We start from the raw sequence: 22,730 nt of genomic DNA on the forward strand, positions 1-22,730 counted from the left end.
ATGGACGCTCAAAGCTCGGGCCGGGTGGGTTCGTCGGTTTCGAGGGCTGCGGTGCGGAGGGCGGACGCGACGCGGAGGCCCAGGTCGGTCAGTGGGTGGGGGAGGTGCGCCAGGAGCAGGCGACGCTGTTCCTGAGGGCCGCCGCGGACGGGCAGGACGCGGACGCCCGGTGGCGCGGCGGCGGCGAGCAGGGCGGGGACCGTGGTCAGTCCGCCGCCCGCGGCGACCAGGTGGAGCTTGGCGAGCCAGTCGCGGGCGATGTGGGCGATCTCGGGCCGTTCGTCCAGACCCGGCCAGACGCCCATCAGCCGGTCCTCCGCCGAGGAGGAGCTCGCGATCCAGCGCTGCCCGCGCAGATCGGCCACGTCGACGAAGTCGCCGCGGGCCAGCGGGTGGGCGGCCGGCACCGCCAGTCGGAGGGCCCGCTCGGTGAGCGTCTGCAACACGAGCGGGGGCGACTCGGTGTCCGGCGGCCTGAACGGCGGCATCGAGGCGAGCAGGGCGAGGTCGAGACTGCCGGCCCGCAGGGCGCGTACCAGCGCCGGGGTGCCGCCCTCGCGGCTGACGACCTGGAGGCCGGGGTCGGTGCGGCGCAGTGCGGCCAGGGCACGGGGCACCAGGACGGCTCCGGCGCTGGGGAACCAGCCCAGGCGGACCGTGCCGGCCTGTCCGGGCAGGCCCGACAACTCCCGTGCGGTCGCGTCGATCTCGTCGAGTACGACGGTCGCGCGGCGCATCACGACGCGGCCGGCCGGGGTGAGCCGTACGCCGTCGCGCCGCCGCTCCAGCAGTTCCGCGCCCGCGGCCCGTTCGAGCGAGGCGATCTGCCGGGAGACCGCGGACTGCGTGTAGCCCAGAGACGCGGCGGCCGCGGTGAACGTGCCCTGCTCGGCCACGGTGCGGAAGACCCGCAGCGCGGTGAGTGAGACATCCGAGAAGTCCATGACGTTTACGCATACCAGACGTTCCGAACTTTCGTTGGACTCATGGGCGCGCGGCTTTTTAGCGTGGCTCGCATGAACACTTCCCGTATCGCCCTCGTCACGGGCGCCAACCAAGGACTCGGCCGTGCCCTCGTCGAAGGGCTGGCGGCCCGTCTGCACCCGGACGATCTGGTCCTGCTCACCGGCCGCAACCAGCAGCGCGTGACGGACGCCGCGCGGGAGGTCGCGGCGCTGCCGGGCACCCGCGCCCGCGTCGAGGGCAGGGTGCTGGACGTCGCGGACACCGATGCCATCGCCCGCCTCGCCGACGAGCTCCGGGTCCGGCACGGAGGGGTCGACGTGGTGATCTCCAACGCGATCCTCCGACTGCTGCCCGAGGATTCGCAGGTCGAGCGGGCCGATGAGTTCATCGCCGTCTCCAACACCGCCACCCACGCGATCCTGCGGTCCTTCGGCCCCGTCCTTCGCCCGGGCGGCCGGCTCCTCGTCGTGGCGAGCACCTTGGGCACTCTGGGGCATCTCGACCACCGACTGCACCACTTGTTCGAAGAGGCGAGCCTGGAGCAGGTCGAGTACGCCGTGGAGTCCTGGCGCAGCGCCATCCACGACAAGACCGCGCAGGAGGCGGGCTGGCCGGTGTGGCTGAACGTGCCGTCGAAGGTCGCGCAGGTCGCCGCCGTGCGCGCCCTCGCCGCGGAACGTCGCGAACGCGACCTCGCCACCGGCACCCTGATCGCCTCCGTGTGCCCCGGCATGGTCGACACCGCCACCTCACGCCCCTGGTTCAGCGACTACAGCCGGGCACAGTCACCGGACCAGGCCGCCACGGCCGTGCTCGACCTGGTCTTCGCCGAGCACGTCGATCCCGCCCTGTACGGCGAGTTGGTCCGCTTCGGCAAGGTCCTGCCCTGGCGTGGCGGTACGCCGCCGGTGGAACAGGACCGGCTGCTCACGCCCTGAAGGCGATTCCCCCGTGCAAAGAACCACCCACACCGCGAGCCACCAAATCTGTGCTTCAGAGCAGGGTCTGTGTGGCGTACAGGGCTCCGAGAGCCGAGGCGAGCGCGCCGAGAGTGAGGCGCAAGGCCCGTTCGGGCAGGCGGGGTTGGAGGCGTGCGCCGAGGTAGCCGCCGAGCAGTCCGCCGGTGCCGCAGGCGATTCCGAGCCACCAGTCGGGGGCGATGTCCCCCGAGTTCACCAGGGACAGCAGTGCGTAGGCGGCCGCGCCGACGAGAGAGGTGGCGAACGTGGCGGAGAGCGCGGCGGGGGCGACGCGTGTGACGGGCAGGCCGCGTCCGACGAGGATCGGGCCGAGGAGGGAGCCGCCGCCGATGCCGTACATGCCCCCGATCACTCCGACCGCCAGGGCGAGGCCGGTGAGAGTACGTGGGGGCAACTCGCTTACGGATGCCGGATGTTGACGGTGGCCTGCCGGGGTGACGGCGCGCAGGCAGAGCCACAGGCCGAGCGGGAGCAGCAGGACGGCGATCAGGAGCCGGAAGACCTCCGGGCCGGGGAGGGCGAAGACACGGATGGCGGCGCCCATGACGACGCCGGGCAGTGTGCCCAGCACGAGGCGGCGGGTGAGGTCCTGGCGCAGGGTGCCGTCGCGGCGGTAGCGCCACAGGGCGCCCGGGCCGGCTACGACGTTGAACAGCAGGTTCGTCGGGGTCACCGCAGGGCTGGGCACACCGAAGACGCTCAACTGGACGGGGAGCAGGAACACGGCTCCGGAGACGCCGACGGGCGCGGTCACGATCGCGATCAGCAGGCCGGCGGCCAGCCCTCCCGCCAACGTCCAGTCCACCACCGATGCCCCCGTTCCGCCCGCCGGCTCAGTATCGGCGGCTCGGGCGCCGCGAGGACGGCCCGCAACAAGATCTTCATGTACGCGGAGCCGTCGAGGGCGGCGGTGACGAGTGCTCCGGCCGGTCGGACAACCGGCCGGAGCACTCGAGGGAAGTGCCAGGAGGGCGTACGGCCCCGGCGTCCGGTCAGCCGGTGGCGAGGAGCTGGAGCGTGTCGATCACACGGTTCGAGAAGCCCCACTCGTTGTCGTACCAGGCGACCACCTTGACGTGGCGGCCGTCGACGCGGGTGAGGGCCGAGTCGAAGATCGACGAGGCGGGGTTGCCGACGATGTCGGACGACACGAGCGCGTCCTCCGAGTACTCCAGGACACCGGCGAGCGGTCCCTCCGCCGCGGCGCGGTAGGCCGCCAGGACGTCGTCGCGGGTCACGTCGCGGGCGACGACCGTGTTGAGTTCGACGATCGAACCCACCGGCACGGGCACGCGGATCGAGTCGCCCGACAGCTTGCCGTCGAGGTTCGGCAGCACCAGGCCGATCGCCTTGGCGGCACCGGTCGTGGTCGGCACGATGTTGACACCGGCGGCCCGGGCGCGACGGGCGTCGCGGTGCGGTCCGTCCTGCAGGTTCTGCTCCTGCGTGTAGGCGTGCACCGTCGTCATGAACCCGTGCTCGATGCCCGCGAGTTCATCGAGCACCCGGGCCAGCGGCGCGAGCGCGTTGGTGGTGCAGGAGGCGTTGGAGACGATCGTGTGCACGGCCGGGTCGTAGGCGTCGGTGTTGACCCCGAACGCGAGCGTGACGTCGGCGCCGTCCGACGGCGCGCTGACGAGCACCTTGCGCGCGCCCGCGTCGAGGTGGGCGCCGGCGGCCTTCGCCGAGGTGAAGCGGCCGGTGGCCTCCAGGACGATGTCGACGCCGAGTTCGGCCCACGGCAGCTGCGCCGGCTCGCGCTCGGCCAGCACCTTGATGCGACGGCCGTCCACGACGAGGGTGTCCCCGTCGGCGGTCACCGGACGGCCGAGTCGGCCGGCCGTGCTGTCGAAGGCGAGCAGCCGGGCGAGCGTGGCGGGCTCGGTGAGGTCGTTGACGGCGACGATCTCCAGGGTGCTGTCGCGCTCCAGCAGTGCGCGCAGCACATTGCGTCCGATGCGGCCGAATCCGTTGATGGCGATGCGAGTCATGAGTGGGGTCCCTTCCCTTCGCCACCAGGCTCGCTCGCGGCGCGCTCCGCTGACAGTGGCGAGATCGCCATCGTTCAAAAGGATCCCGCCAGGGCCGGGAAAGGACCGGCCAGGAGCGCCGCCGGGGACCGGTTCAGGGGCCCGTCGGGTGCTATTCGCCCCGGGTGAAGGTGCGCCGGTACTCGCTCGGCGTGGTGCCCAGGATGCGCTGGAAGTGCAGGCGCAGATTCGCCCCGGTGCCGAGACCGACGTCGGCGGCGATCTGTTCGACACCGCGCTCAGAGCGCTCGAGCAGTTCGCGGGCCAGGTCGACGCGGGCGCGCATCACCCACTGCATCGGCGTGTAACCGGTCTCCTCGACGAAGCGCCGGGAGAAGGTGCGCGCCGAGACCCCGGCCTGCCGCGCCAGTATGTCCAGGGTGAGGGGCTCGCCGAGCTGGTGCAGCGCCCATTCGCGCGTGGCGCCGAAGCGCTCCCCGAGCGGCTCGGGGACGCTACGCGGCACGTACTGGGCCTGGCCGCCGCTGCGGTAGGGGGCCGCGACCAGACGGCGGGCCGCGTGGTTGGACGCGGCCACTCCGAGGTCGCCGCGCAGGATGTGCAGGCACAGGTCGATGCCGGAGGCGGCGCCGGCCGAGGTGAGCACGCTGCCCTCGTCGACGAACAGCACGTTCTCGTCGACCCGCACGAGCGGATGCCTGGCCGCGAGGGCCCGCGTGTAGTGCCAGTGCGTGGTGGCGCGCCGGCCGTCGAGCAGGCCCGTGGCGGCGAGCGCGAAGGCGCCCGTGGAGATGGCGGCGAGCCGCGCGCCCCGGGCGTGGGCGGCGATCAGTGCGTCGACGACGGCCTGCGGCGGGTCCTCGCGGTCCGGGAACCGGTAGCCGGGAACGAAGACGATGTCCGCCCACGCGAGTGCCTCCAGGCCGTGGGCGACGGCGTACGACAGGCCGTCGCCGCCGGTCACCGGGCCGGGTGCCGCCCCGCACACCCGTACCTCGTAGGGCATGCTCGCGCGGGTCGTGAAGACCTGCGCGGGGATTCCGACATCGAGCGGCTTCGCACCCTCCAGCACAAGGACGGCGACGCGATGCAGGGAGGAGGCTGGCATGGGGGAGAGGCTACGTGGGGAGAGCCCCCGCCTCGGCGATGCCGGTCAAGGCGTGGGAAGCACCTGCGAAGGCGGAACGTGACTGCCGGGCTCCGCCAGCAGCGGTGGCGTCAGCTCTTCGGTGTCGGCCTGCTGCAGTTGGGTCAGCAGCTGGTTCTGTCCGGCGAGGAGCTCGGTGAGGATGCGGCGGGCGGCCCGCAGGAGGTCGGCGACGTCGCCCCCGGCGAGTGCGTAGCGGACGGTGGAGCCCTCCCGGATGGACACCACGATGCCGGAGCGGCGCAGGACGGCCAGCTGCTGGGAGAGGCTGGAGGGCTCGATCGCGATGTCGGCGAGCAGGTCGCGCACCGGAACGGGTCCGTGCTGGAGCAGTTCCAGGACGCGGATGCGCACCGGGTGCCCGAGCATGCGGAAGAAGTCCGCCTTGGCCTGGTAGAGGGGCACGTGCATGGGTGCTCGCTCCCTGCCGGATGGGTCGGATGGACATGGCCGCGGTGCGGCGGCACCTGGCAGGGGCGCCGCCGCGGCCGGACGGTCTGATGGATGCCGATCCTGCTAGCCAGGGGCCGTGGGCGACCACGGATTGGGACCATGTTGATGTGGTGACTTGAAGAAGTCTTCACATCATGGGCGTACGACGCCCCGGCCCCGGGCTGAGAGCTAGACCTCCAAATGCTCTTCCACGCGCTTGAGTTGATGGCGTGCCATCGCCAGGTTCGAACGCGCCTTGTCCAGGACGAGATAGAGGAACAGTCCGTTTCCGTTGCGGCCGGCCACCGGACGGATGAGGTGGTACTGCCTCTCCAGCGTGATCAGGATGTCCTCGATACGGGCTTTGAGCCCCAGCTGCTCCATGGTGCGCAGCTTGGCCCGGATGACGTCCGTGTTGCCGGCCGCCGCGACCGTGACGTCCAGATCCTTGTCCCCGCCCAGCGTGCCCAGCGCCATCCCGCTGGTGTAGTCGACGACCGCGGCCGCCATCGACCCTTCGATGCCGGCCATCATCTCCTTCAGCGACACTTCCACACCTGCCACGGCGCCTCCCCTTGTGAGTCGGTCACGGCGGGCCGGCATGGCCCGGTCCGCCCGATGGCCGGACCGTACGACTGCCGTCGCGGCGCCCGGGGGAGCTCTTCGCGACTGCCCCTTCATGACTGATCGGCACCCGGACGGGACCACCCGCCCGGCTACAACTGGCGTACAGGCGCCCGAAGATGACGCCACCGCGGCACCGTTTCGAGCCCGAGTGCTCGGCATCATCTCGGGCCGTGCGTGGGCCGGCCGGTGATCTTCCGCTCGGGTCCGGAGGGGACGTCGCTGGTTGGGCCCGTCCCACGCGGGCACTCGGGGCGCGGTCGACGGGCAACCCGGTCCAGGCGACCCCTTGGAGGCAACCGTGGCCGTTCGCCATCGTCTGATCCGAGTCAGCCCGAGCGCGGTGTGGGACGTTCTCGCGGACGGCCACCGCTACGCGGAGTGGGTGGTGGGGACCTCGCGGTCCGAGCCGGTCCGCGGTGACTGGCCGCAAACGGGCGCGGCGATCCGCTTCCAGGTCCGCCTCGGCCCGATCCGGCTGGTCAACAACACGATCGTGCGTCGCTGCGAGGAAGGCGCCGGTCTGGAGCTGGAGGCGCACGCCGGTGTCCTGGGCACGGCGCGGATCGCGATCGAGCTGCGGCCGTGGGGCGAGCAGTGCCTGGTGATCGTGGACGAGCACCCGCTCCAGGGAGCGGGCGGACGGCTGCACAACGTCGGCTTCGACGCGCTGATCCAGCTGCGCCACCGCACCATGCTCGCCCGGCTCGCCCGGCTGTGCGAGACCGTCGCGGAAGGCACCCCGGACGACACCCGCCAGGCACCGCACGGGACGACGGTGCGGTCGGCGGCGACCGGCGTGGAAGGGGCCGGCCATGCCTGACGCCGTGGTGATCGGAGCGGGCCCCAACGGCCTGGTGGCCGCCAACATGCTGGCCGATGCCGGATGGAGCGTGGAGGTACTGGAGGAGCAGCCGGACCCGGGGGGAGCGGTGCGCCACGACCGCGAGGTCGACCCCGCCTTCGTCAACGACGTCTTCAGCTCCTTCTACCCGCTCGCCGCGGCCTCACCGGTCCTGTCCGCACTGCGCCTGGGCGAGTACGGGCTGAAGTGGAGCCACGCCCCCAGCGTGCTCGCACATCCCCTCACCGACGGCAGCTGCGCCGTCCTGGATCGCGACATCGACACCACCGCGGCCTCCCTCGACACCTTCGCGCCCGGTGACGGAGCCGCCTGGCGGCGCCTGCACGAGACCTGGCAGCAGCTGCGCCCCGACGTGCTGGACGCGCTGTTCACGCCCTTCCCGCCGGTCCGGGCCACGGCACGGCTGGCGTGGCGGCTGCGGGCCGCGGGCGGACTGCGCATGGCACGCACCCTGATCCTGCCGGTGCGCCGCATGGGGGAGGAGGAGTTCCACGGCCAGGGCGGGCGACTGCTGCTGGCCGGCAACGCCCTGCACGCCGATCTCGCCCCCGAGTCTGCGGGCAGCGGCGGCTTCGGCTGGCTGATGGCCATGCTGGGACAGACGTACGGCTTCCCCGTCCCGGTCGGTGGCGCCGGCGCCCTGACCGAGGCTCTCACCCGGCGTCTCCAGGCCCGGGGCGGGCGGATCCGGTGCGGGCAGCGTGTCGCGCGGGTCGTCGTCCGTGGTGGGCGTGCCGTCGGCGTACGGACGGCCGAAGGCGACGCGGTGGTGGCGCGCCGGGCGGTGCTGGCGGACGTGTCCGTGCCCGCCCTGTACGGCGATCTCCTCGACCCCGAGCACCTGCCCGCGCAGCTCCGGGAAGACCTGCGCAGGTTCCAGTGGGACTTCGCCACCTTCAAGGTGGACTGGGCGCTCGACGGGCCGGTGCCCTGGCAGGCGGAGCAGGCGTCCCGGGCCGGTACCGTGCACCTCGCCGACGGCGTCGACGAGCTCACCCGGTTCGCCGCGCAGATCGCCATGCGGCAGGTCCCGGACCGGCCCTTCCTGCTGTTCGGCCAGATGACCACCGCCGACGCCACCCGCTCACCGCGCGGCACCGAATCGGCCTGGGCCTACACCCACGTCCCCCACGACATCGGCGCCGACGCCGCCGACGAGGGCATCACCGGCCGCTGGGACACCAAGGACCAGGAGCTCATGGCCGACCGGGTCGAACGCCAGGTGGAACGCTTCGCGCCCGGCTTCCGCACCCTGATCCGTGCCCGGCGCGTCCTGGCGCCCCCGACCCTCCAGGCCCGCGACGCCAGCCTCCACGGAGGCGCCATCAACGGCGGCACGACCGCCATCCACCAGCAGCTCGCCTTCCGCCCCCTCCCTGGCACCGGACGGCCGGAGACCGCCGTCCACGGACTCTTCCTGGCCTCCTCCGGCGCCCACCCCGGCGGCGGCGTACACGGCGCCCCGGGGGCCAACGCCGCACGAGCCGCACTGCACCGCCACCGGCCCCCCGGCCTGGCCCGCGCCCAACGCCTCCTCACCCGCCGCGACCGCACCGGCACCAAACGCTGAACCGTCACCACCGCACCGACCCGGGGGCCAGCCCCGCCAAGGAGGAAGAGTGAACGCCCGGCCACCCCGACCACTGCGTATGCCTCCGTCATCCAGGAGATGAGCCGCATCCGGACACCGCCTCCGCGCGGAAGTGGTGGGCAGGTCGCGCAGTCGAACGGAAGGGAAGGTCATCCCGTGCGCAGGAGTCCGCTCGTCGGCCGGACGGTCGTCGTCACCGGGGCCGCTCGCGGCCTGGGCGCGGCCATGGCCCGCGAAATCTCCCGTCGCGGCGCCCGGGTCGCGCTGCTGGGCCATGAGCAGGCCGCCCTGGAGGAGGTGGCGGCGTCCCTGCCGGGACCGGCACTGGCCCTCGCGGTCGACATCACCCACCCCGACGCGCTGGCTGCGGCCGCCCGCACGGTGCGGTCCGGTCTTGGCCGGCCCTCGGCGGTGGTGGCCAACGCGGGCATCGCGGAGGGCGGCCCGTTCCTCGACTCGGACCCGGCCGCCTGGTGCCGCGTCATCGACGTCAACCTGACCGGCAGCGCCCACACGGCCCGCGCCTTCCTGCCCGACCTCCTCGACACGTCGGGCTACTTCCTTCAGATGGCCTCTCTGGCGTCGATCAGCGCCGTCCCCCTGATGAGCGCCTACTGCGCGTCCAAGGCGGGAGCCGAGGCCTTCGCGCACTCCCTGCGGGCCGAGGTGGCGCACCGGGGCGTCGCCGTGGGCATCGCCTATCCCAACTGGACGGACACCGACATGATCCGCGACGCCGACCGGTACGCCGTCATGCGCGAACTGCGCGCCCACATGCCGCCCCCGGCCCGCCGCGTGCACCCGGTCGACACGGTCGCCGCGCGCCTGGTCAACGGCCTGGAACACCGCCGTACGACCATCTACGCGCCGGCCTGGCTACGGCTGACCCAACCGGTGCGCGCGGCCATACCGCCCGTGGTGCTGCGCGTGTCGCGTCGCGCACTGCCCCGCATGGAGGCCGCCCACTCCCTGGAGCACACCGGCCCGCTGGGCGCGGGAGGCCTGGCCGACCGCGCCGCGCGAGAAGTGACCCGGTGACCGATGCAGACCTTCCTGCCCCACCCCGACTTCCGGCAGACGGCCCTGCTGCTGGACCGACGACGGCTGGGCAAGCAGCGGGTCGAGGCCCTGCAGGTGCTGCGCGGGCTGACGGTGCCCGGATACGGCTGGCGCCGGCACCCGGCCGTACGGATGTGGTCGGGGTACGAGGAGGCGCTCGTACGGTACGGCCTGGAGATCTGCCAGGTCTGGCGCGAACAGGGGCACCAGGACAGCTGTGCCGCCTCGCTGGTGGCCGGACTGGCCGTGACCCGGCCCGGCGCCCCGGTGCGCGACCAGCCGGAACTGGCCGCCGCCGGTGAACTGCCGCCCTGGCTCGGGGAGGAGGCCTTCCACGAGAGCCACCGCTCGGCACTGGTCCGCAAGGCCCCGGAGGTGTACGCCGCGCTGTTCCCCCACGTGCCCGACGACCTCCCCTACGTGTGGCCCGCATCGGACAGGGAGGCGCAACCGTGCTGACGGCGGTGCGTGAACAGCTGGGCAAGGCCCTGTTCCGGCGCGTCGCGGGCCCCGACGGACCGGCCGTCCGCGCGCGCATCCACGACACCCCCGGCCCACGATGGTTCGCACCGGACCGTCCCATCCGCACGGTCCACGGCGACGCCTCGATGTTCATCGGCGGCCTCAGCGCGCTCCTGCTGCAGTCCCTGCATCCGCTCGCCATGGCGGCGGTGGCCGGGCACTCCGGATTCCGCGGCGACCCGTGGGGCCGCCTCCAGCGCACCAGCACCTTCCTGGCCGTGACGACCTACGGCACCGCCGACGACGCCCAGCAGGCGGTGGACCGGGTCCGCGACATCCACGACCACATCCGCGGGACCACGCCGGACGGCGTGCCCTACCACGCGGCCGACCCCCACCTGCTGGCCTGGGTCCACATCGCCGAGACGGACAGCTTCCTGCGCGCCCACGAACGCTACGGGGCCCGTCGGTTGAGCCCGGCCGACTACGACGCCTACGTCGCCGACACCGCACGCGTCGCCGAGGCGCTGGGCGTCACCGACCCACCGCGCGACCGCCACGAACTGTCCGAGCGCCTGAGGGCCTACCGCCCCGAACTGCGAGCCACCCCCGAGGCCCGATCCACCGCCCGCTACCTGCTGTTGCGGCCCCCCATACCGCTCGCGGTGCGCCCCTTCTACGGCGGCCTGGCCGCCAACGCCGTAGCCCTGCTGCCGCCTTGGGCGCGCGGGATGCTCTGGCTGCCCCGGCTTCCCCTCGTGGAGAGCGTCGCGGTACGTCCCACAGGGCAGGCCCTGACCCGAACCATCCGCTGGGCCATGGGCGGTGGGGACAGAGCAGGCCACGACATGCGGTAAGGTTGATCACGAGCTCGCCGGTGGTAACTCACCGCTGCTGGTTCTGCGTTGGTGGTCCAAGGAAAGACGCCCCGCTTCCCGCGGGGAAATGCAGGTGCAAGGCCTGCCCGGCGCTCGACTCGGGGCCCCGTCCGAATGCGGACGGGGCCCCGAATGCCTTTCCCACTCAGTGCGTGATCAACTGGCCGGCCAGACGGCGTGCTTGCGTGAGCAGCGTGCCGTACGTCGCCAAGGCCTCGGGATCGGTGGGTATCGCGGCGGGCAGCCTCTGCCGCAGATCGTCCAGTGTGCGCACCGAGTTCTCGACGGTGTCGCGCAGTTCCTGTTCCGCCCGCTCGTCCCGTCCCTTCGGGTCGAACTGGATCCGGGTGTAGAGCTGGACGGCGCGAGCGCTGGTGCGCAGGAATTCCGCGTACGGTTCGGTGAACCGCGGTCCTGGACCGGGCTTCCTGCGGTCGTCGTGACAAGCCTCCAGCATCAGCCGGGTGACGCCGGTGATGTGGACGGCCACATAGTCCAGGACCGTGACGGCGTCGTCGTAGTCCTGGCCGGGCGGAGCGACGACACGGCTGTGGCGTCGAGGGTTGGCGCGCAGACTCTCCCGGCCCCGGTCGACCGCGGTCCGCGCCTGGCGTACGAGTCGGTAGAGGCGCAGGGCCCGCTCGTGGAGGGCGTCGGCCCCGTGAGGGTCCCAGTCGTCGGCGGTCAGGCGCTCGGCTGTCCCGTCGAGGATCTCCCGTGCCTCGCGGGCCGCTTCCTCGAGCGCGGCGCGGGTGCTGCGCAGATGCACCGGGGGCCGGATCAGTGCGTTGACCCCGATGCCCACGACCGCGCCGAAGACCGCTTCCGCGACGCGCGCCGTCGACGTGGCGATCGTGACGGGCCCGCCGGTCAGGACGAACAGGGCGCCCGTGGCCGCGTAGACGCCCTGGCTGCCCAGGCGCTGCCAGTTGCCCAGCAGCACCACCGTCGGCAGCACCAGACCCATGGCCGCGATCGGGGAGTCCAGCACCACGGCGACGCACGTGGCGACGACGGTCCCGGTGGCGATGGCCGCGACCTGCTGGAGTCCGTGCGCGATCGACCGGTACACCGTCGACTCCACCAGCACGATCGCCACCCAGGGCGCGACGAACGCCATGGGCGCCTTCAGCCACCAGCCCGCCACCATCCATGCCACCCACGCGGCCAGAGCCGCCTTGAGGGCCTGTACCAGCAGATCCCGCTCCCGGCCCGGCTCGGCCCGAGCCCGACGGAGGGCCTCGGCCGCCGCCCCGACCCGGCGCCGGGCATCCGGCACTGCCCCACGTATCCCTTGCATGTCAGGCCAAGTGCCACACCTGCCCCGATGAATGCCGACCCGTCCCGTTCGGCTTGATCCGCGGTGACGGACCCGGGTCTCAGGCGGCCTGGGGCGGCAGCGGGAAGAGCATGCAGGAGCTGGTCGCGTGGGCCAGCAGTCGGTCCTCGGCGTCGAGCAGGGTGGCCTCGGCGAGCGCGGTCGTACGGCCGCGGTGGACGACGGTGCCGACGGCCCGGACCGGGCCGGTGTCCACGGTGATGCGCTTGAGGAACTTCACGTTCAGGTCCAGCGAGGTGTAGCCCGTGCCGGCCGGGAGCGTGGACTGCACGGCGCAGCCGGCCGCCGAGTCGAGGAGGGTGGCGTAGACGCCGCCGTGCACACTGCCGATCGGGTTGTAGTGCTCCTCGCCGGGGACGAGGGAGAAGACGGCCCGCCCCTCCGCCACCTCGTCGAGCGTGAAGTCGAGGGTGGCCCCGATCGGCGGGGCCGGAAGCCGGGCGCCCTGGAGGTCGCGCAAAAAGTCCAGACCGGTGGAGCGGCCCACGGCGGCGGCCGTGACCGCCGGGTCGTCCCAGCTGTACGTGCGTGTGCGTCCCATGCCCCTGCGTCCTCCCAGCTGACTTTGTCGATCGAAGCTAGCCCGGCGGAAACCTGACTGTCAACGACGAAGCCAGGTGGCTACCATGGCCGGGTGGAGTGGCTCGAGATCAGCACCGACAACTGCCCCGTCCAGCGCACGCTCGACGTGGTGGGGGAGAAGTGGAGCCTGCTGATCGTGCGGGACGCCACCAACGGCGTGCGCCGGTTCGACGAGTTCCGACGCCATATCGGCCTGTCGGAGGCGGTCCTCAGCGACCGGCTCCGCAAGCTGACCGAGGCGGGCATTCTGCGGACGGTCCCCTACCAGGAGCCCGGCAGCCGATCCCGCAACGAGTACCGGCTGACCCGCAAGGGGTGGGACCTGTGGCCGGTGCTCGTCGCACTGCGTCAGTGGGGCGAGACACACGACCCCGACCCCGACGGCGCGGTCCTGGATCTGCGGCACACCGAGTGCGGATCCCCGGTCCGTGCCGTGGTCGAGTGCGAGGGCGAGCACATGGTTCTGACCCCCAGGGACGTGACCGCCCGGCCAGGACCGGGCGCCCGGCGCCGGACCTGACGCAGCCACTGACCGGTAGCCGCCGCTTCAGGGCACTGATCGCCGGGCGAGCGGGGCTGTCCCGAGGTCTCGGCTATCCCGTGGTCTCGGCGAGCAGGAGGTCGACGGCGTCGATCACGTCGTCGACCGTGTGATGAGGGGTCAGCAGTCCGTCGGGCCACGGCCGGTCGCGGACCCAGATGGTGCGCAGGCCCGCGTGGTGGCCGCCGACGATGTCCGTCTCGGGGTTGTCGCCGGTCATCCAGTCGCCCGGGGTGAGCTGGGTCCCGCAGCGTGCGGCGGCGAGTTCGAACAGGCGCGCATCAGGCTTGCGGACGTCTATGTCGCCGGACGCCGCGATCCCGTCGATCAGGTCGGAGAGCCCGGCGGCCCGAATCTTCGCCCGCTGGATGTCGCTGGCCCCGTTGGTGGCGACACCGATGCTCCAGCCCGCCTCTTTGAGGCCCGCCAGGCTGTCGAGGACGTCAGGGCGGCAGCGCACGGCGGAAGCCATGCGGTCGATGTAGACACGCCACAGATGGTCGGCGCTCTCCCGCACGGGGAAGGTGGCGCGCAGCCGGTCGAAATCGCCGCGTTCGGCGTGGTCGGCCAACTCGGTCAACAGCCACTGCTCGATCTCCGGGCCGTAACCGTGGTCGCTGCTCAAGGTCGTGATGGCATGGGCGAAGGCGCCCGTGCGGTCCACCAACGTGCCGTCCAGATCGAAGATCGCGAGTCTCACGGTGATGGACCCTACTTGCGAGCGAGCGGCCGGGGTAGGCCGCCTTTGCTCATGGTTGTACGGGTTGTGGGGTGTGCCGGTGGTTCAGGTCGTGGCGTCCGTGTCGTCGACCGGTTCGACGCCCGCGTCCCGCGCCATGGCGAGGAAGCGCCGGACGGCCTCGACCGGCATGTCCAGCCCCTCGGACGCGGACTGCTCGTCGCCGAAGACGCGGACCGCCTCGGCGACGGCGACGGCCAGTTCGGACTCGGCCTTGTGGACCTTGACCTCGGCCTTGTCCACCATGTCGGCCGCCAGCAACTGGCGGCGTTGCTTCTCCTGCAGCCTCTGTTTACGGGAGAGGGTCTTCTCGGGGCTCTGCACTGTCATGACCAAGATCATAGTGACTGTCGATCCTGGTGACGCCTACGGCTTCCGGGCGAGGCCGCCATGTTCGGCGATGACCTCCGGAGCGGTCGAACCGGGCTCCGGACGCCACTGCGTGACCGAGACGACGCCGGGCTCGACGAGCTCCAGACCGTCGAAGAACGCGGTGATCTCATCAGGGGTGCGCAGGTTGTACGGCACCGCGCCGCTGCTGTTGTAGGCGTCCTGGGCCTGCTCGAAGACCGGGTCTATGCCGCGGGAGCCGTCGTTGATGGAGAGGTAACTCCCCGACGGCAGGGCCTCCATGAGCCCGGTGACGATGGAGCGGGCCTGGTCGTGGTCGGCGACGTGTCCCAGGATGTTGCTGAGGATGAGCGCGGTGGGCTGCTGGAAGTCCAGCGTCTTCGCGGCGGCGGCGAGGATGCGGTCCGGGTCCGTGACGTCGGAGTCGATGTAGGCGGTCGCGCCCTCGCGGGTGGAGTAGAGCAGGGCACGGGCGTGACCCAGGACCATGGGGTCGTTGTCGACGTAGACGATCCGCGCCTCGGGGGCGATCCGCTGGGCGACCTCATGGGTGTTCTGGGCTGTGGGCAGGCCGGTGCCGACGTCGAGGAACTGCCGTATCCCGGCCTCGGAGACCAGATAGGTGATGTTGCGGCGCAGGAAGGCGCGACTGCTGCGGGCGATGGTGACGATGCCGGGGAAGACGGCGGTGTAGGCGTCACCGGCCTGCTCGTCGACGGGGTAGTTGTCCTTGCCGCCGAGCCAGTAGTTCCAGATGCGGGCGGAGTGCGGCACAGAGGTGTCGATGTTCTGGTGCCCCGCTGGTTCGGGCGTCACAGAGTCGGTCATGAGTCGCGTCAGTCCTTCAGTCGAGGTGTGGATCATCCATGGCACAACCTACGTCTGAACACCCGCTTCATGCCCACCAGTTGAGGGGTTCGGGGTGGTCGCCGTAAAGGGGCGAGAGCCTTCCGTGAGTGCGGTACGCCTCAGCCGTTCCACTCCCAGGTCCGTACGAGGCCGGTGGTGCTGATGCCGGCCAGCAGGTTTCCATCGGGGTGCAGGGCGAAGTCGTCGTAGCGGCCCGCCTGTTCGAGATGACGGATCTCGGGGGCGTGGGTGACCTGCGACAGCAGGCCCCGCCGAAGCCACAGCACCTTTCCCTCGTCGGTGCAGAGCAGGCGCATGCCCTGGGCCCCCAGGCCGTCGAAGCTCTCGTGTCCGCTGAACTCCCGGTGCAGGACGACCGATTGACCGTCGGTGCGCCAGACCCGTAGCTCACGGAACGTGGCGCAGGCGACGTACCTTCCGGAGGGCGAGACGCTCAGCCAGCAGCCCAGTCTCAGAATCCCCAGCCGGTTGCGGATGTCCAGCTCGACCGGGGCGGGTGCGTGTGGGTGGTGCCGGTGGATGTGGACCTTGTTCGAGGTGGCCATGGCGATCACGGAGGCGTCGGCGCTTACGGCGGAGGCCGCCAGGCCCTGGGGGCACGGCACTTCGTGCAGGATCCGGCCGTCGTCGAAGTCGCGCACGGCCAGGCGGCGGCCGTCGTGGGTCGCCAGAACGGTGCCGCCACTGGTGACCAGGAACTCGTCCCGGCCCAGCGGCACGGAATGCCGCCGGTGCTCGCCGGACGTGCCCGTGAAGTGGACCAGTTCGAGGCTCGCTCGTCGCGCGACGGCGACACTGTGGCGGGACGGGGAGGCGATGGCCTGGTGGCCGAGGCGCAGTTCGGCGCCGCCCGGGGCACCTGGCAGTGCCTCGCCGGACTTCAGGTCCCATCGCTCGATCGCCCCGTCCCCACCGATGACGACCGCCGTGTGCTCGGGCCCGAACCCGATCGTCGCCTGACCGCCGGACCGCCGTGTGCGGCGTAACTCTCCTACGGAGTTCCCGAGTCCCTGGCGGCGGCCCGGGGGAGCGGACAGCTTGGACAGCACCTCGAAGGTGAAGGCCGCGGCGCACCGGGAGGCAGCGGGCTGCCAGACGTCGTCGTTGTCCTCGCCCTTGTCGGAGAGCAGGTCGGAGATCCCCCGGACGACGAGCGCGCCGACGCCCGCGTTGATGTACGCGGCCTGCAGGAAGCCGTATCCCTCCATCTCCACCGCGAGCGCGTCACCGCAGTGGCGGGCCAGCAGCCGGGCCGTGGCGGAGCGCTCGGAGGCCACCACCTTGGAGCCGGCGGCGAGAGGCTTGACGTGGGCCTTCGGCGTGCGGTCGGGCAGAGGGGACCTGATCCGGTCGCGCCAGCTGTCCGAGCGGGCGACCGACTGGGCGCGCTGGACGAGGCCGAACGTCGACAGATGGGTGGTGATACGGGCCTGGAAGCCCCGCTCCCCGTCCTTGCCCCTTTCGTAGTCGTAGATGTGCCGGGCCGCGACGACGTCGCACAGCTTCACGTCCTTGAGGCCGCCCGCGATGCCCACGAAGAAGATGTGGTGAGGTTCGAACTCCGTCACGGCGCGTTCGACGAGCGCTGCTGCGGCGGCGTTTCCCTCTCCCGTCTCATGGCAGGCCACGCGCCAGGTGGCGTGCTCGCCGGTGAAAGTGCCGAGCTCGAACAGGGCTCCGCGGACCTCGTGTTCGACGAGCGGTCCTTCGAGGTGATCCACTACCGCGGCCGACTCCTTGCCGAGCGCGGTGAAGACGACGACGTCCGCTCCGGGCGCCTTGGGCCTCATGGAATCTCTTTCGTTCCGGGCTGGTCAGGACAGCGTGGCATCGCCCAGGCCGCCGTAGAAGTACCAGCCGTCCTCGTCGCCCGACTTCGTCATCACGCAGGCGATCTCGACCTGGTCCTGGTCGGTGACGTCGACCGAGAGTTCGGTGGCCTTGCTGGACTGGATGGTCGCGTCCTCGCCGATCTGCTCTCCGGCCGCGTTGGTGACCTTGATGGTCCCCACCGAACCGATCGCGTTGGGGGAGTCGGCGACGATGGCGGCCTGCGCTTTGAGCCGGGTGTATCCGCTGGTGCTGTAGACGACGCTCGTACCGCTGCTGCTGCAGGTGAGCGTGATGCTCTTGGCGTAGTGCCGACCGTGGACGGTGATGGGCTGGACGTTTCGGTCCCCCTCCACCGGGTCGAGGTCCGCGAGGTAGACGCTGGAGGCGTTGTCGGGTGTGCTCGGTTCGGGCGTCGTCGGGTCGGTGGTCGGTGGGACCGTCTCGTCCTCGGCCTCCTTGGCACTCACCACGGGTTCGGGTGTCGCCGTGACGGTCGCGGTGACGGTGGCGGTCGGCGTGGGGGCGTCGGCCTGGACGACCGTGACCCTGCCGCCGAAGAAGCCGGCCGCCACGGTCGCCAGACAGATCGCGAGGACCTCCAGCCAGCGCGGGATCACACCCCAGCGGCGTCGGCGCCGCCGCTCTTCCCGGTCGCTGTCCGTCTTCTTGTCGAGATCCATGTGTGTCCCCCCGAACATCCATGCTCCGGGCCCAGAACCGGTCGTCCGGCATTCGACCGCCGAGACGCGGCCGGCCTGCGGTCGAGAGTGGGTTCCGGCACCCGAGCGATGAGATGACTGATGCGTGATGCCGTGTCAGGTCGACAGGGAGGGGCGCGCGTCCCTCCCTCTCACGGCTGCCACAACAGTAGGGACCCGGCACAACGACAACACCGGAGTTCCCGACTCACCTCGCAGCGCTCGGGACATTCAGAGGGCGCGCGCTCGCAGCGCACGCCCCATAGCCGGGATGACCTGTGGGACGTCCCCGTGGACTCTCAGCTCTGTTCCCGGGCGCGGAAGGCGCCGGGGGTGGTGCCGGTCTCACGGGCGAAGAACTTGCCGAAGTTGGTGGGCTCGCTGAAGCCGAGCCGCCGGCTCACGGTCACCACGGGCAGATCCGTGTGAGCGAGGAGGCGCTTCGCCTCCAGAGCGACGTGGGCGTCGATCAGATCCTTGGCGGTGAGGTCGGTGGCGGCCTGGCAGACGCGGTTGAGGGTGCGGGGCGAACAGCCGACGCGGGCGGCGTAGTCGGCGGCGTTGCGGGTGGTCGCGTAGGAGCGGTCGAGTTCGTGCCGGAAGCGGCGGAAGAGGTCGTTGCTCGCGCCCACGGCGGCGTCGGCTCGTGGCAGGTCGAGACGGGTCATCCGCATCAGCAGAACCCCGAGCAGGAGCCGTAGGAGATCGACGGTCGCGCCGGCCGTCGCCGGTTCACCGGCGACGCGGCGGTACTCGAGGGCGATCTCGTCCATGGTCGGTGCGATGCCGGCGTACTCGTCGTCGGCGAGCTGCCAGGCGACCGGTCCGGGCAGGTGGCTCAGGAGCGGAGCGATACGTTCGAGCCGGGGCGGGAAGGCCGCGGTGAACAGCACCACGTCCGCATCCATGGTGTCGGCGGCCGGGTGGAAGAGCCGGTGGACCTGCCCGGGGCGGATGTGCAGGAGCGTGCCGGGCTCACACGGGCGCTCGACGAAATCAACCGTGACACTCGCCTGCCCCGCAGTCGTCAGGACCACGGTGTGGAAGTCCGGACGATGCGGCCGGGCCCGGGTCTCGTCCGCCATACGGCGGGTCAGCTGGGAGTGACGCACCGCCTCCAGACCGAGGCGCGAACGGTCGGGGTTCTGGAAACCGACCGCCGCGATGTCGGGCGCATCCACTGAGTGTCCACTTTCGACCATGACCCTTCCGGATGCTACCTCGTCCTCCGTGGGCGCTGCCAGCGACGATGAAGTGGATGAACCAGGCATCGCCGCCAGGTGCCGCCGAAGCGAAAGGGAAGCTGTCATGAGCAAGGAAATCGTCCTCCAGGCCACCGGGGAACTCTTCGGGAAGAAGGACCCCTCCGCCGTGGACCGCTGGGTCTCGCCCGACTACACCCAGCACAGCTCGCTGGCGGCCGATGGCCCGGAGGCCCTGCGTGGCCTGGTCTCCTCCCTCTCGGACGACTTCCGCTACGAAGGTGCCCGGGTGATCGCCGACGGTGACCTGGTGGCGCTGCACGGGACGTATCACGGCTTCGGGCCGCAGCCGCTGGTCGCCTTCGACCTGTTCCGGGTGGACGCGAACGGCAAGCTGGTGGAGCACTGGGACGCGCTGACCCCGCTGGTGACGGACACCGCCTCCGGCCGCTCACAGACCGACGGCCCCGCGGCGCCCTCCGACCTGGACCGGACCGAGGCCAACCGGGCGCTCGTCCTGGAGTTCGCGGAGAAGGTGCTCAAGGGCGCCGACTACTCGGTGCTGACCGACTACATCTCCACCGAGAGCTACCACCAGCACAACCCGGAGGCCGCCGACGGTCTGGACGGGTTCGGCGCCGCCGCGGCGAAGTGGGCGGAGCAGGGCAAGAACCTGGTCTACCGGACGATCCACCGGGCCGTCGCCGAGGGCGACTTCGTACTGCTGCAGTCCGAGGGTGAGTTCGCAGTGCCCGTCGCCTACTGGGACCTGTTCCGGGTCGCCGACGGGAAGATCGTCGAGCACTGGGACGTCGTCGCTCCCGTCCCGGCCGAACTGCCGCACACCAACGGCCTGTTCTGAGCCGCGGCCGCCTCTTCCGAGCCGCCGGACGCGGGTCGTCTGCGGTGATCCATCATGGGGATGTGGACCTATCGGACGACGGACCGGCCCTGGATGCCAGATGGGCCGGGATCGACAACAACCTGTGCGGATGCCTGCCGGACAGCCACGACGCCTCCAGGGTGGCGGAGTTGTTCGTGCGGGCGGGTTGGAGGTCTCGGTCCTCTTCGTGGGACGCGTACGAAATCGAAACCACCTGGTGCCGGTTCGAAGCGGAACCGATCGACGGCTCCGCCACCCTCCTCAACGGCGTCATCGCCCCACAGCGCCTTGACGATCTCGGCGCCTTGCTCACTCGGTTCGGCCTGCGATTCGACCTTGAACTGTACGGAGACGCGGGCGACTTGGTCCGGGAGGCCAAGGGGTGAGCTCACTTCGGTTGCCGCACCCACGGGGCGAAGCGCTGGTCAGGGGGTGCGTCGTCCCGCCAGTACCTCAGAACGGTTTCGTGCACGATCTCGAGGTGTTCCGCGGCGATGAGGCAGGAGACGGGCTCCTGACCGCCCGCGTCCGCTTCGAAGGCGACGAGGACTGGCGGTTGCGCACCGAGCTGACGAGCGATGCGCATGTGCTCCTCCCGTGTCGGCGCGCGGAAGACCGGATCGTGGAACATCGCCGGACAGCTGACGAAGCCCGGATCGCCGAACACCAGCTCCAGACCGTGGTGGTAGGTGAGGTCGTGCCCGGCCGCCAGACGGAACTGACCGGCGTCCCAGGCGATGACATCCCAGTGCCACCAGGACCCTTCAGGGAGCCGGATGACGGCGTCCCGGAGCGTCTCGTCCACCCTCAGCCTCTTCATGTCGTTCGAACAGATGGACAGGCTACCCAAGGACTCGGAGCTGCGGACTCGAGTCGGTCGTCCGCGGATGAGGGGAGTCATGTGCCGCGTCTCGGACACCCGCAAGGGGCACGTGAACGCCACGGCCAAGCGCGACGGGCAAGCCGGAGCCGGGGCGCGCCGATCTCCCTGAAGGGGAAGGAGAGGACGAGACGGATGAGCACCTTGACGGCATGGGAACGGACTCTGGAGCGGGTGGAAGAGGCGTTGCTGGCACAGATCTTCCCGAAGGAACCGGTCGAGTTGGTCGATGCACTGCGACGGGAGTGCGACAGCCAGGCCGTGGTGTGCAGTCGCAGCCGCGTGGTGGTGCCGAACGCGTACGACGTGGAACTCGCAGAGCACGTCCACGACGAACTCGGCCGCAACGGAGGCGAGGTGGGGCAGGTCCTCGCCGACAGGCTGGCGCGGCACGGCGAGAAGAAGGGGTACGAATGGGCCGGACCGTTGGTGGTGCACGTCACCAGGTCCGGCGAAGTCCCCAACGGGCGCTACCGCGTGACGAGCGGGGTCATGCAGCACGTCAGGGCCGACGGATTCCAACTCGGCTGACGGCCCTGGTTCTCAGTGATCCCGTAGCTCCGCGGTCTTCCGCGGGTCGTCCGCCAGGATGTGCTGCGCGAGCAATTGGGCCTGCTGTTCCACGGGCTGGTCGCGGGTGACGAACAATTCGTACCCGTAATAGCGGGTCGGCTCGTTCGGCCCCCCGACCTGGTGGAAGGCGACATCGACACCCTCGGGGACAGCGAGCACCTCGGGGAGGCCAGGCTCCTCGCGCCGTGGCGAGATGTACGTGAGGACGCAGTCCCAGCGTTCGAACCAGCCGCTCTCGGCGAGAGTCTCACCGAGGAGCCGGGCGACGGTGTCGACCGGCTCTTCCCAGCTGCGGTCCGCGGCGGCTCGCGCGAGTTCGGCCTCGTACCGGGCGAGATCGAAATGGAAGTCCGCCGGCGGCAGGGCATGGATGTTGCTGGTGTTCCTCCAATCGTCCCAGATCACCAGATCGCCCTCGCGGCGCATGGTGACATACAGGGCGCCGCAGCAGCCGGCCGTACAGGGCGGCTCGGTGATCATGATGGTGCGGGGTTCCTCCGTGACCGCCAGCGGCCAGCTCTCGGCCGGTCCCGTCCAGTGACGGCAACTGGGTGCGAACCCGTCCGGGTGGACCTCCCTGAGAACGTCCACGCCGTCGATCAGGGGCCGCACCTCGGCCCAGGGATCCGCCGCCCAGTCGTCGGGAATCCTGTGCTGCAGAGTCAGGGTGTTGATCGTCGGCTGATCGGTCATACCCACATGATCGGTCGACGCGACGTACTCGCCTACCCGTTTTCCGGCTGAGCGCTCTCGGACCCCGGCCCGGTCCTCAGGTAGCGGCCCCAGATCTGCGCCCTGCGGTAGGGGCCGTCGCCGCCGCTGTCGTGCTGTGGCGTGTCGAAGCTGACCCAGTACAGCAACTCGCCGTCGAGCGCCTGGGCGTGCCTGTTCGGTTCGGGTGCGTCCATGGCGTCGATCGTTCCGGTGAACTCGACCTGCCATGGACCGTCCCAGTCCTGGGCGCGTACGACGGTGACCCGGGTGCCCGGTGCCAGCGCACCCACCGGCCATGTCTGACTGAAGGGACGACCGAGGATGTGCTCCACCGCCCGGCGGTCGGCCACGTCCGCGGGAACAGGGCCGGAACTGTCTGTCATGCCGCCCACTCTGCCCCCACCGCTTCAGGACCGCCAGAAAATAAGAGACAGGCCTGCGCGGCTGCCGGTCACCGCCACCGAGGAAGGACGGGACCTGCCCTCGACGAGCGATGTCCTGGCCTACGTTGCGAAAGAACCGGGCTGCGT

General features: G+C 71.1%; 27 protein-coding genes. 10 read left to right on the forward strand and 17 right to left on the reverse strand.

The window, feature by feature from the left end; all coding sequences use genetic code 11:
* Nucleotides 1-8: 8 nt before the first annotated feature.
* Entirely contained in the window at nt 9-944 is a 936-nt protein-coding gene (locus ABKA17_RS22725; RefSeq protein ID WP_353694011.1) for a LysR family transcriptional regulator, read from the reverse strand.
* A gap of 72 nt (nt 945-1,016) precedes the next feature.
* On the opposite strand from ABKA17_RS22725, the gene ABKA17_RS22730 reads away from it, so the two are divergent.
* Nucleotides 1,017-1,904, forward strand: a complete 888-nt coding sequence (locus tag ABKA17_RS22730) for an SDR family NAD(P)-dependent oxidoreductase (RefSeq protein ID WP_353694012.1) — start codon at nt 1,017-1,019, stop codon at nt 1,902-1,904.
* 55 nt (nt 1,905-1,959) lie between these two features.
* Here the strand turns inward: ABKA17_RS22730 and ABKA17_RS22735 are convergent, their stop codons facing one another.
* The 5 genes from ABKA17_RS22735 to ABKA17_RS22755 all read right to left on the reverse strand — a co-directional run bounded on the left by ABKA17_RS22735 (nt 1,960) and on the right by ABKA17_RS22755 (nt 6,080).
* Nucleotides 1,960-2,751, reverse strand: a complete 792-nt coding sequence (locus tag ABKA17_RS22735) for a TSUP family transporter (protein ID WP_353694013.1) — start codon at nt 2,749-2,751, stop codon at nt 1,960-1,962.
* A 187-nt stretch (nt 2,752-2,938) separates the two neighbouring features.
* Complete coding sequence (gap, locus tag ABKA17_RS22740; protein WP_353694014.1) at nt 2,939-3,937, reverse strand: type I glyceraldehyde-3-phosphate dehydrogenase; 999 nt, start codon at nt 3,935-3,937, stop codon at nt 2,939-2,941.
* A gap of 151 nt (nt 3,938-4,088) precedes the next feature.
* Nucleotides 4,089-5,045, reverse strand: coding sequence for a GlxA family transcriptional regulator (locus ABKA17_RS22745; RefSeq protein ID WP_353694015.1), 957 nt, complete (start codon nt 5,043-5,045; stop codon nt 4,089-4,091).
* 45 nt (nt 5,046-5,090) lie between these two features.
* Nucleotides 5,091-5,495 (reverse strand): ArsR/SmtB family transcription factor, encoded by a 405-nt coding sequence (locus tag ABKA17_RS22750; RefSeq protein WP_353694016.1) that lies wholly within the window; start codon nt 5,493-5,495, stop codon nt 5,091-5,093.
* Nucleotides 5,496-5,705: 210 nt separating this feature from the next.
* Complete coding sequence (locus tag ABKA17_RS22755; RefSeq protein ID WP_353694017.1) at nt 5,706-6,080, reverse strand: hypothetical protein; 375 nt, start codon at nt 6,078-6,080, stop codon at nt 5,706-5,708.
* Nucleotides 6,081-6,441: 361 nt separating this feature from the next.
* On the opposite strand from ABKA17_RS22755, the gene ABKA17_RS22760 reads away from it, so the two are divergent.
* From ABKA17_RS22760 to ABKA17_RS22780, 5 genes are all read left to right on the forward strand, one after another.
* Nucleotides 6,442-6,963, forward strand: coding sequence for an SRPBCC family protein (locus ABKA17_RS22760; RefSeq protein ID WP_353694018.1), 522 nt, complete (start codon nt 6,442-6,444; stop codon nt 6,961-6,963).
* Entirely contained in the window at nt 6,956-8,575 is a 1,620-nt protein-coding gene (locus tag ABKA17_RS22765) for a phytoene desaturase family protein (protein ID WP_353694019.1), read from the forward strand. The genes ABKA17_RS22760 and ABKA17_RS22765 overlap by 8 nt, the downstream gene beginning before the upstream one ends.
* A gap of 177 nt (nt 8,576-8,752) precedes the next feature.
* On the forward strand, nt 8,753-9,634 hold the full coding sequence (locus ABKA17_RS22770; protein ID WP_353694020.1) for an SDR family oxidoreductase: 882 nt from the start codon (nt 8,753-8,755) through the stop codon (nt 9,632-9,634).
* A gap of 3 nt (nt 9,635-9,637) precedes the next feature.
* A complete protein-coding gene (locus ABKA17_RS22775; RefSeq protein WP_353694021.1) occupies nt 9,638-10,114 on the forward strand; it encodes an MSMEG_6728 family protein in 477 nt (158 codons plus the stop codon).
* Nucleotides 10,108-10,974 carry an oxygenase MpaB family protein gene (locus ABKA17_RS22780; RefSeq protein WP_353694022.1) on the forward strand — a complete coding sequence of 289 codons (867 nt, stop codon included), beginning with the start codon at nt 10,108-10,110 and terminating at the stop codon, nt 10,972-10,974. The genes ABKA17_RS22775 and ABKA17_RS22780 overlap by 7 nt, the downstream gene beginning before the upstream one ends.
* A 166-nt stretch (nt 10,975-11,140) precedes the next feature.
* On the opposite strand, the gene ABKA17_RS22785 is transcribed toward ABKA17_RS22780, so the two are convergent.
* Nucleotides 11,141-12,295 (reverse strand): FUSC family protein, encoded by a 1,155-nt coding sequence (locus ABKA17_RS22785; protein ID WP_502994334.1) that lies wholly within the window; start codon nt 12,293-12,295, stop codon nt 11,141-11,143.
* Between the two features lie 79 nt (nt 12,296-12,374).
* The gene (locus ABKA17_RS22790) at nt 12,375-12,875 is read right to left on the reverse strand and encodes a PaaI family thioesterase (RefSeq protein ID WP_353694024.1); all 501 of its coding nucleotides are present in this window, start codon (nt 12,873-12,875) and stop codon (nt 12,375-12,377) included.
* A gap of 93 nt (nt 12,876-12,968) precedes the next feature.
* On the opposite strand from ABKA17_RS22790, the gene ABKA17_RS22795 reads away from it, so the two are divergent.
* The gene (locus tag ABKA17_RS22795; protein ID WP_353694025.1) at nt 12,969-13,436 is read left to right on the forward strand and encodes a winged helix-turn-helix transcriptional regulator; all 468 of its coding nucleotides are present in this window, start codon (nt 12,969-12,971) and stop codon (nt 13,434-13,436) included.
* A gap of 73 nt (nt 13,437-13,509) precedes the next feature.
* Here ABKA17_RS22795 and ABKA17_RS22800 read toward each other — a convergent pair whose 3' ends face one another.
* The 6 genes from ABKA17_RS22800 to ABKA17_RS22825 all read right to left on the reverse strand — a co-directional run bounded on the left by ABKA17_RS22800 (nt 13,510) and on the right by ABKA17_RS22825 (nt 19,129).
* On the reverse strand, nt 13,510-14,157 hold the full coding sequence (locus tag ABKA17_RS22800) for an HAD family hydrolase (protein WP_353694026.1): 648 nt from the start codon (nt 14,155-14,157) through the stop codon (nt 13,510-13,512).
* Between the two features lie 84 nt (nt 14,158-14,241).
* The gene (locus tag ABKA17_RS22805; protein ID WP_353694027.1) at nt 14,242-14,526 is read right to left on the reverse strand and encodes a hypothetical protein; all 285 of its coding nucleotides are present in this window, start codon (nt 14,524-14,526) and stop codon (nt 14,242-14,244) included.
* Nucleotides 14,527-14,562: 36 nt separating this feature from the next.
* Nucleotides 14,563-15,375 carry an SAM-dependent methyltransferase gene (locus ABKA17_RS22810; protein WP_353694028.1) on the reverse strand — a complete coding sequence of 271 codons (813 nt, stop codon included), beginning with the start codon at nt 15,373-15,375 and terminating at the stop codon, nt 14,563-14,565.
* Nucleotides 15,376-15,515: 140 nt separating this feature from the next.
* Nucleotides 15,516-17,207 (reverse strand): 5'-methylthioadenosine/S-adenosylhomocysteine nucleosidase family protein, encoded by a 1,692-nt coding sequence (locus tag ABKA17_RS22815; protein ID WP_353694029.1) that lies wholly within the window; start codon nt 17,205-17,207, stop codon nt 15,516-15,518.
* 24 nt (nt 17,208-17,231) lie between these two features.
* The gene (locus ABKA17_RS22820; protein ID WP_353694030.1) at nt 17,232-17,930 is read right to left on the reverse strand and encodes an NPCBM/NEW2 domain-containing protein; all 699 of its coding nucleotides are present in this window, start codon (nt 17,928-17,930) and stop codon (nt 17,232-17,234) included.
* A 317-nt stretch (nt 17,931-18,247) separates the two neighbouring features.
* On the reverse strand, nt 18,248-19,129 hold the full coding sequence (locus tag ABKA17_RS22825; RefSeq protein WP_353694031.1) for an AraC family transcriptional regulator: 882 nt from the start codon (nt 19,127-19,129) through the stop codon (nt 18,248-18,250).
* Between the two features lie 127 nt (nt 19,130-19,256).
* Here ABKA17_RS22825 and ABKA17_RS22830 point away from each other — a divergent pair, with 127 nt between their 5' ends.
* Nucleotides 19,257-20,012, forward strand: a complete 756-nt coding sequence (locus ABKA17_RS22830) for a nuclear transport factor 2 family protein (protein WP_353694032.1) — start codon at nt 19,257-19,259, stop codon at nt 20,010-20,012.
* A 62-nt stretch (nt 20,013-20,074) separates the two neighbouring features.
* On the forward strand, nt 20,075-20,419 hold the full coding sequence (locus tag ABKA17_RS22835) for a hypothetical protein (protein WP_353694033.1): 345 nt from the start codon (nt 20,075-20,077) through the stop codon (nt 20,417-20,419).
* Between the two features lie 2 nt (nt 20,420-20,421).
* Here the strand turns inward: ABKA17_RS22835 and ABKA17_RS22840 are convergent, their stop codons facing one another.
* Nucleotides 20,422-20,838: a hypothetical protein gene (locus ABKA17_RS22840; protein ID WP_353694034.1), complete on the reverse strand. Its 417-nt coding sequence runs from the start codon at nt 20,836-20,838 to the stop codon at nt 20,422-20,424.
* A gap of 210 nt (nt 20,839-21,048) precedes the next feature.
* Between ABKA17_RS22840 and ABKA17_RS22845 the strand changes: the two genes are divergently transcribed.
* Nucleotides 21,049-21,444 (forward strand): DUF3662 domain-containing protein, encoded by a 396-nt coding sequence (locus ABKA17_RS22845; RefSeq protein ID WP_353694035.1) that lies wholly within the window; start codon nt 21,049-21,051, stop codon nt 21,442-21,444.
* 12 nt (nt 21,445-21,456) lie between these two features.
* Here the strand turns inward: ABKA17_RS22845 and ABKA17_RS22850 are convergent, their stop codons facing one another.
* Nucleotides 21,457-22,179: a hypothetical protein gene (locus ABKA17_RS22850; protein ID WP_353694036.1), complete on the reverse strand. Its 723-nt coding sequence runs from the start codon at nt 22,177-22,179 to the stop codon at nt 21,457-21,459.
* Between the two features lie 32 nt (nt 22,180-22,211).
* Nucleotides 22,212-22,583 (reverse strand): ferrous iron transport protein A, encoded by a 372-nt coding sequence (locus ABKA17_RS22855; RefSeq protein ID WP_353694037.1) that lies wholly within the window; start codon nt 22,581-22,583, stop codon nt 22,212-22,214.
* Nucleotides 22,584-22,730: the final 147 nt, after the last annotated feature.

Origin of the sequence: Streptomyces sp. RG80 (genome assembly GCF_040446465.1) — a bacterium.
GTDB lineage: Bacteria > Actinomycetota > Actinomycetes > Streptomycetales > Streptomycetaceae > Streptomyces.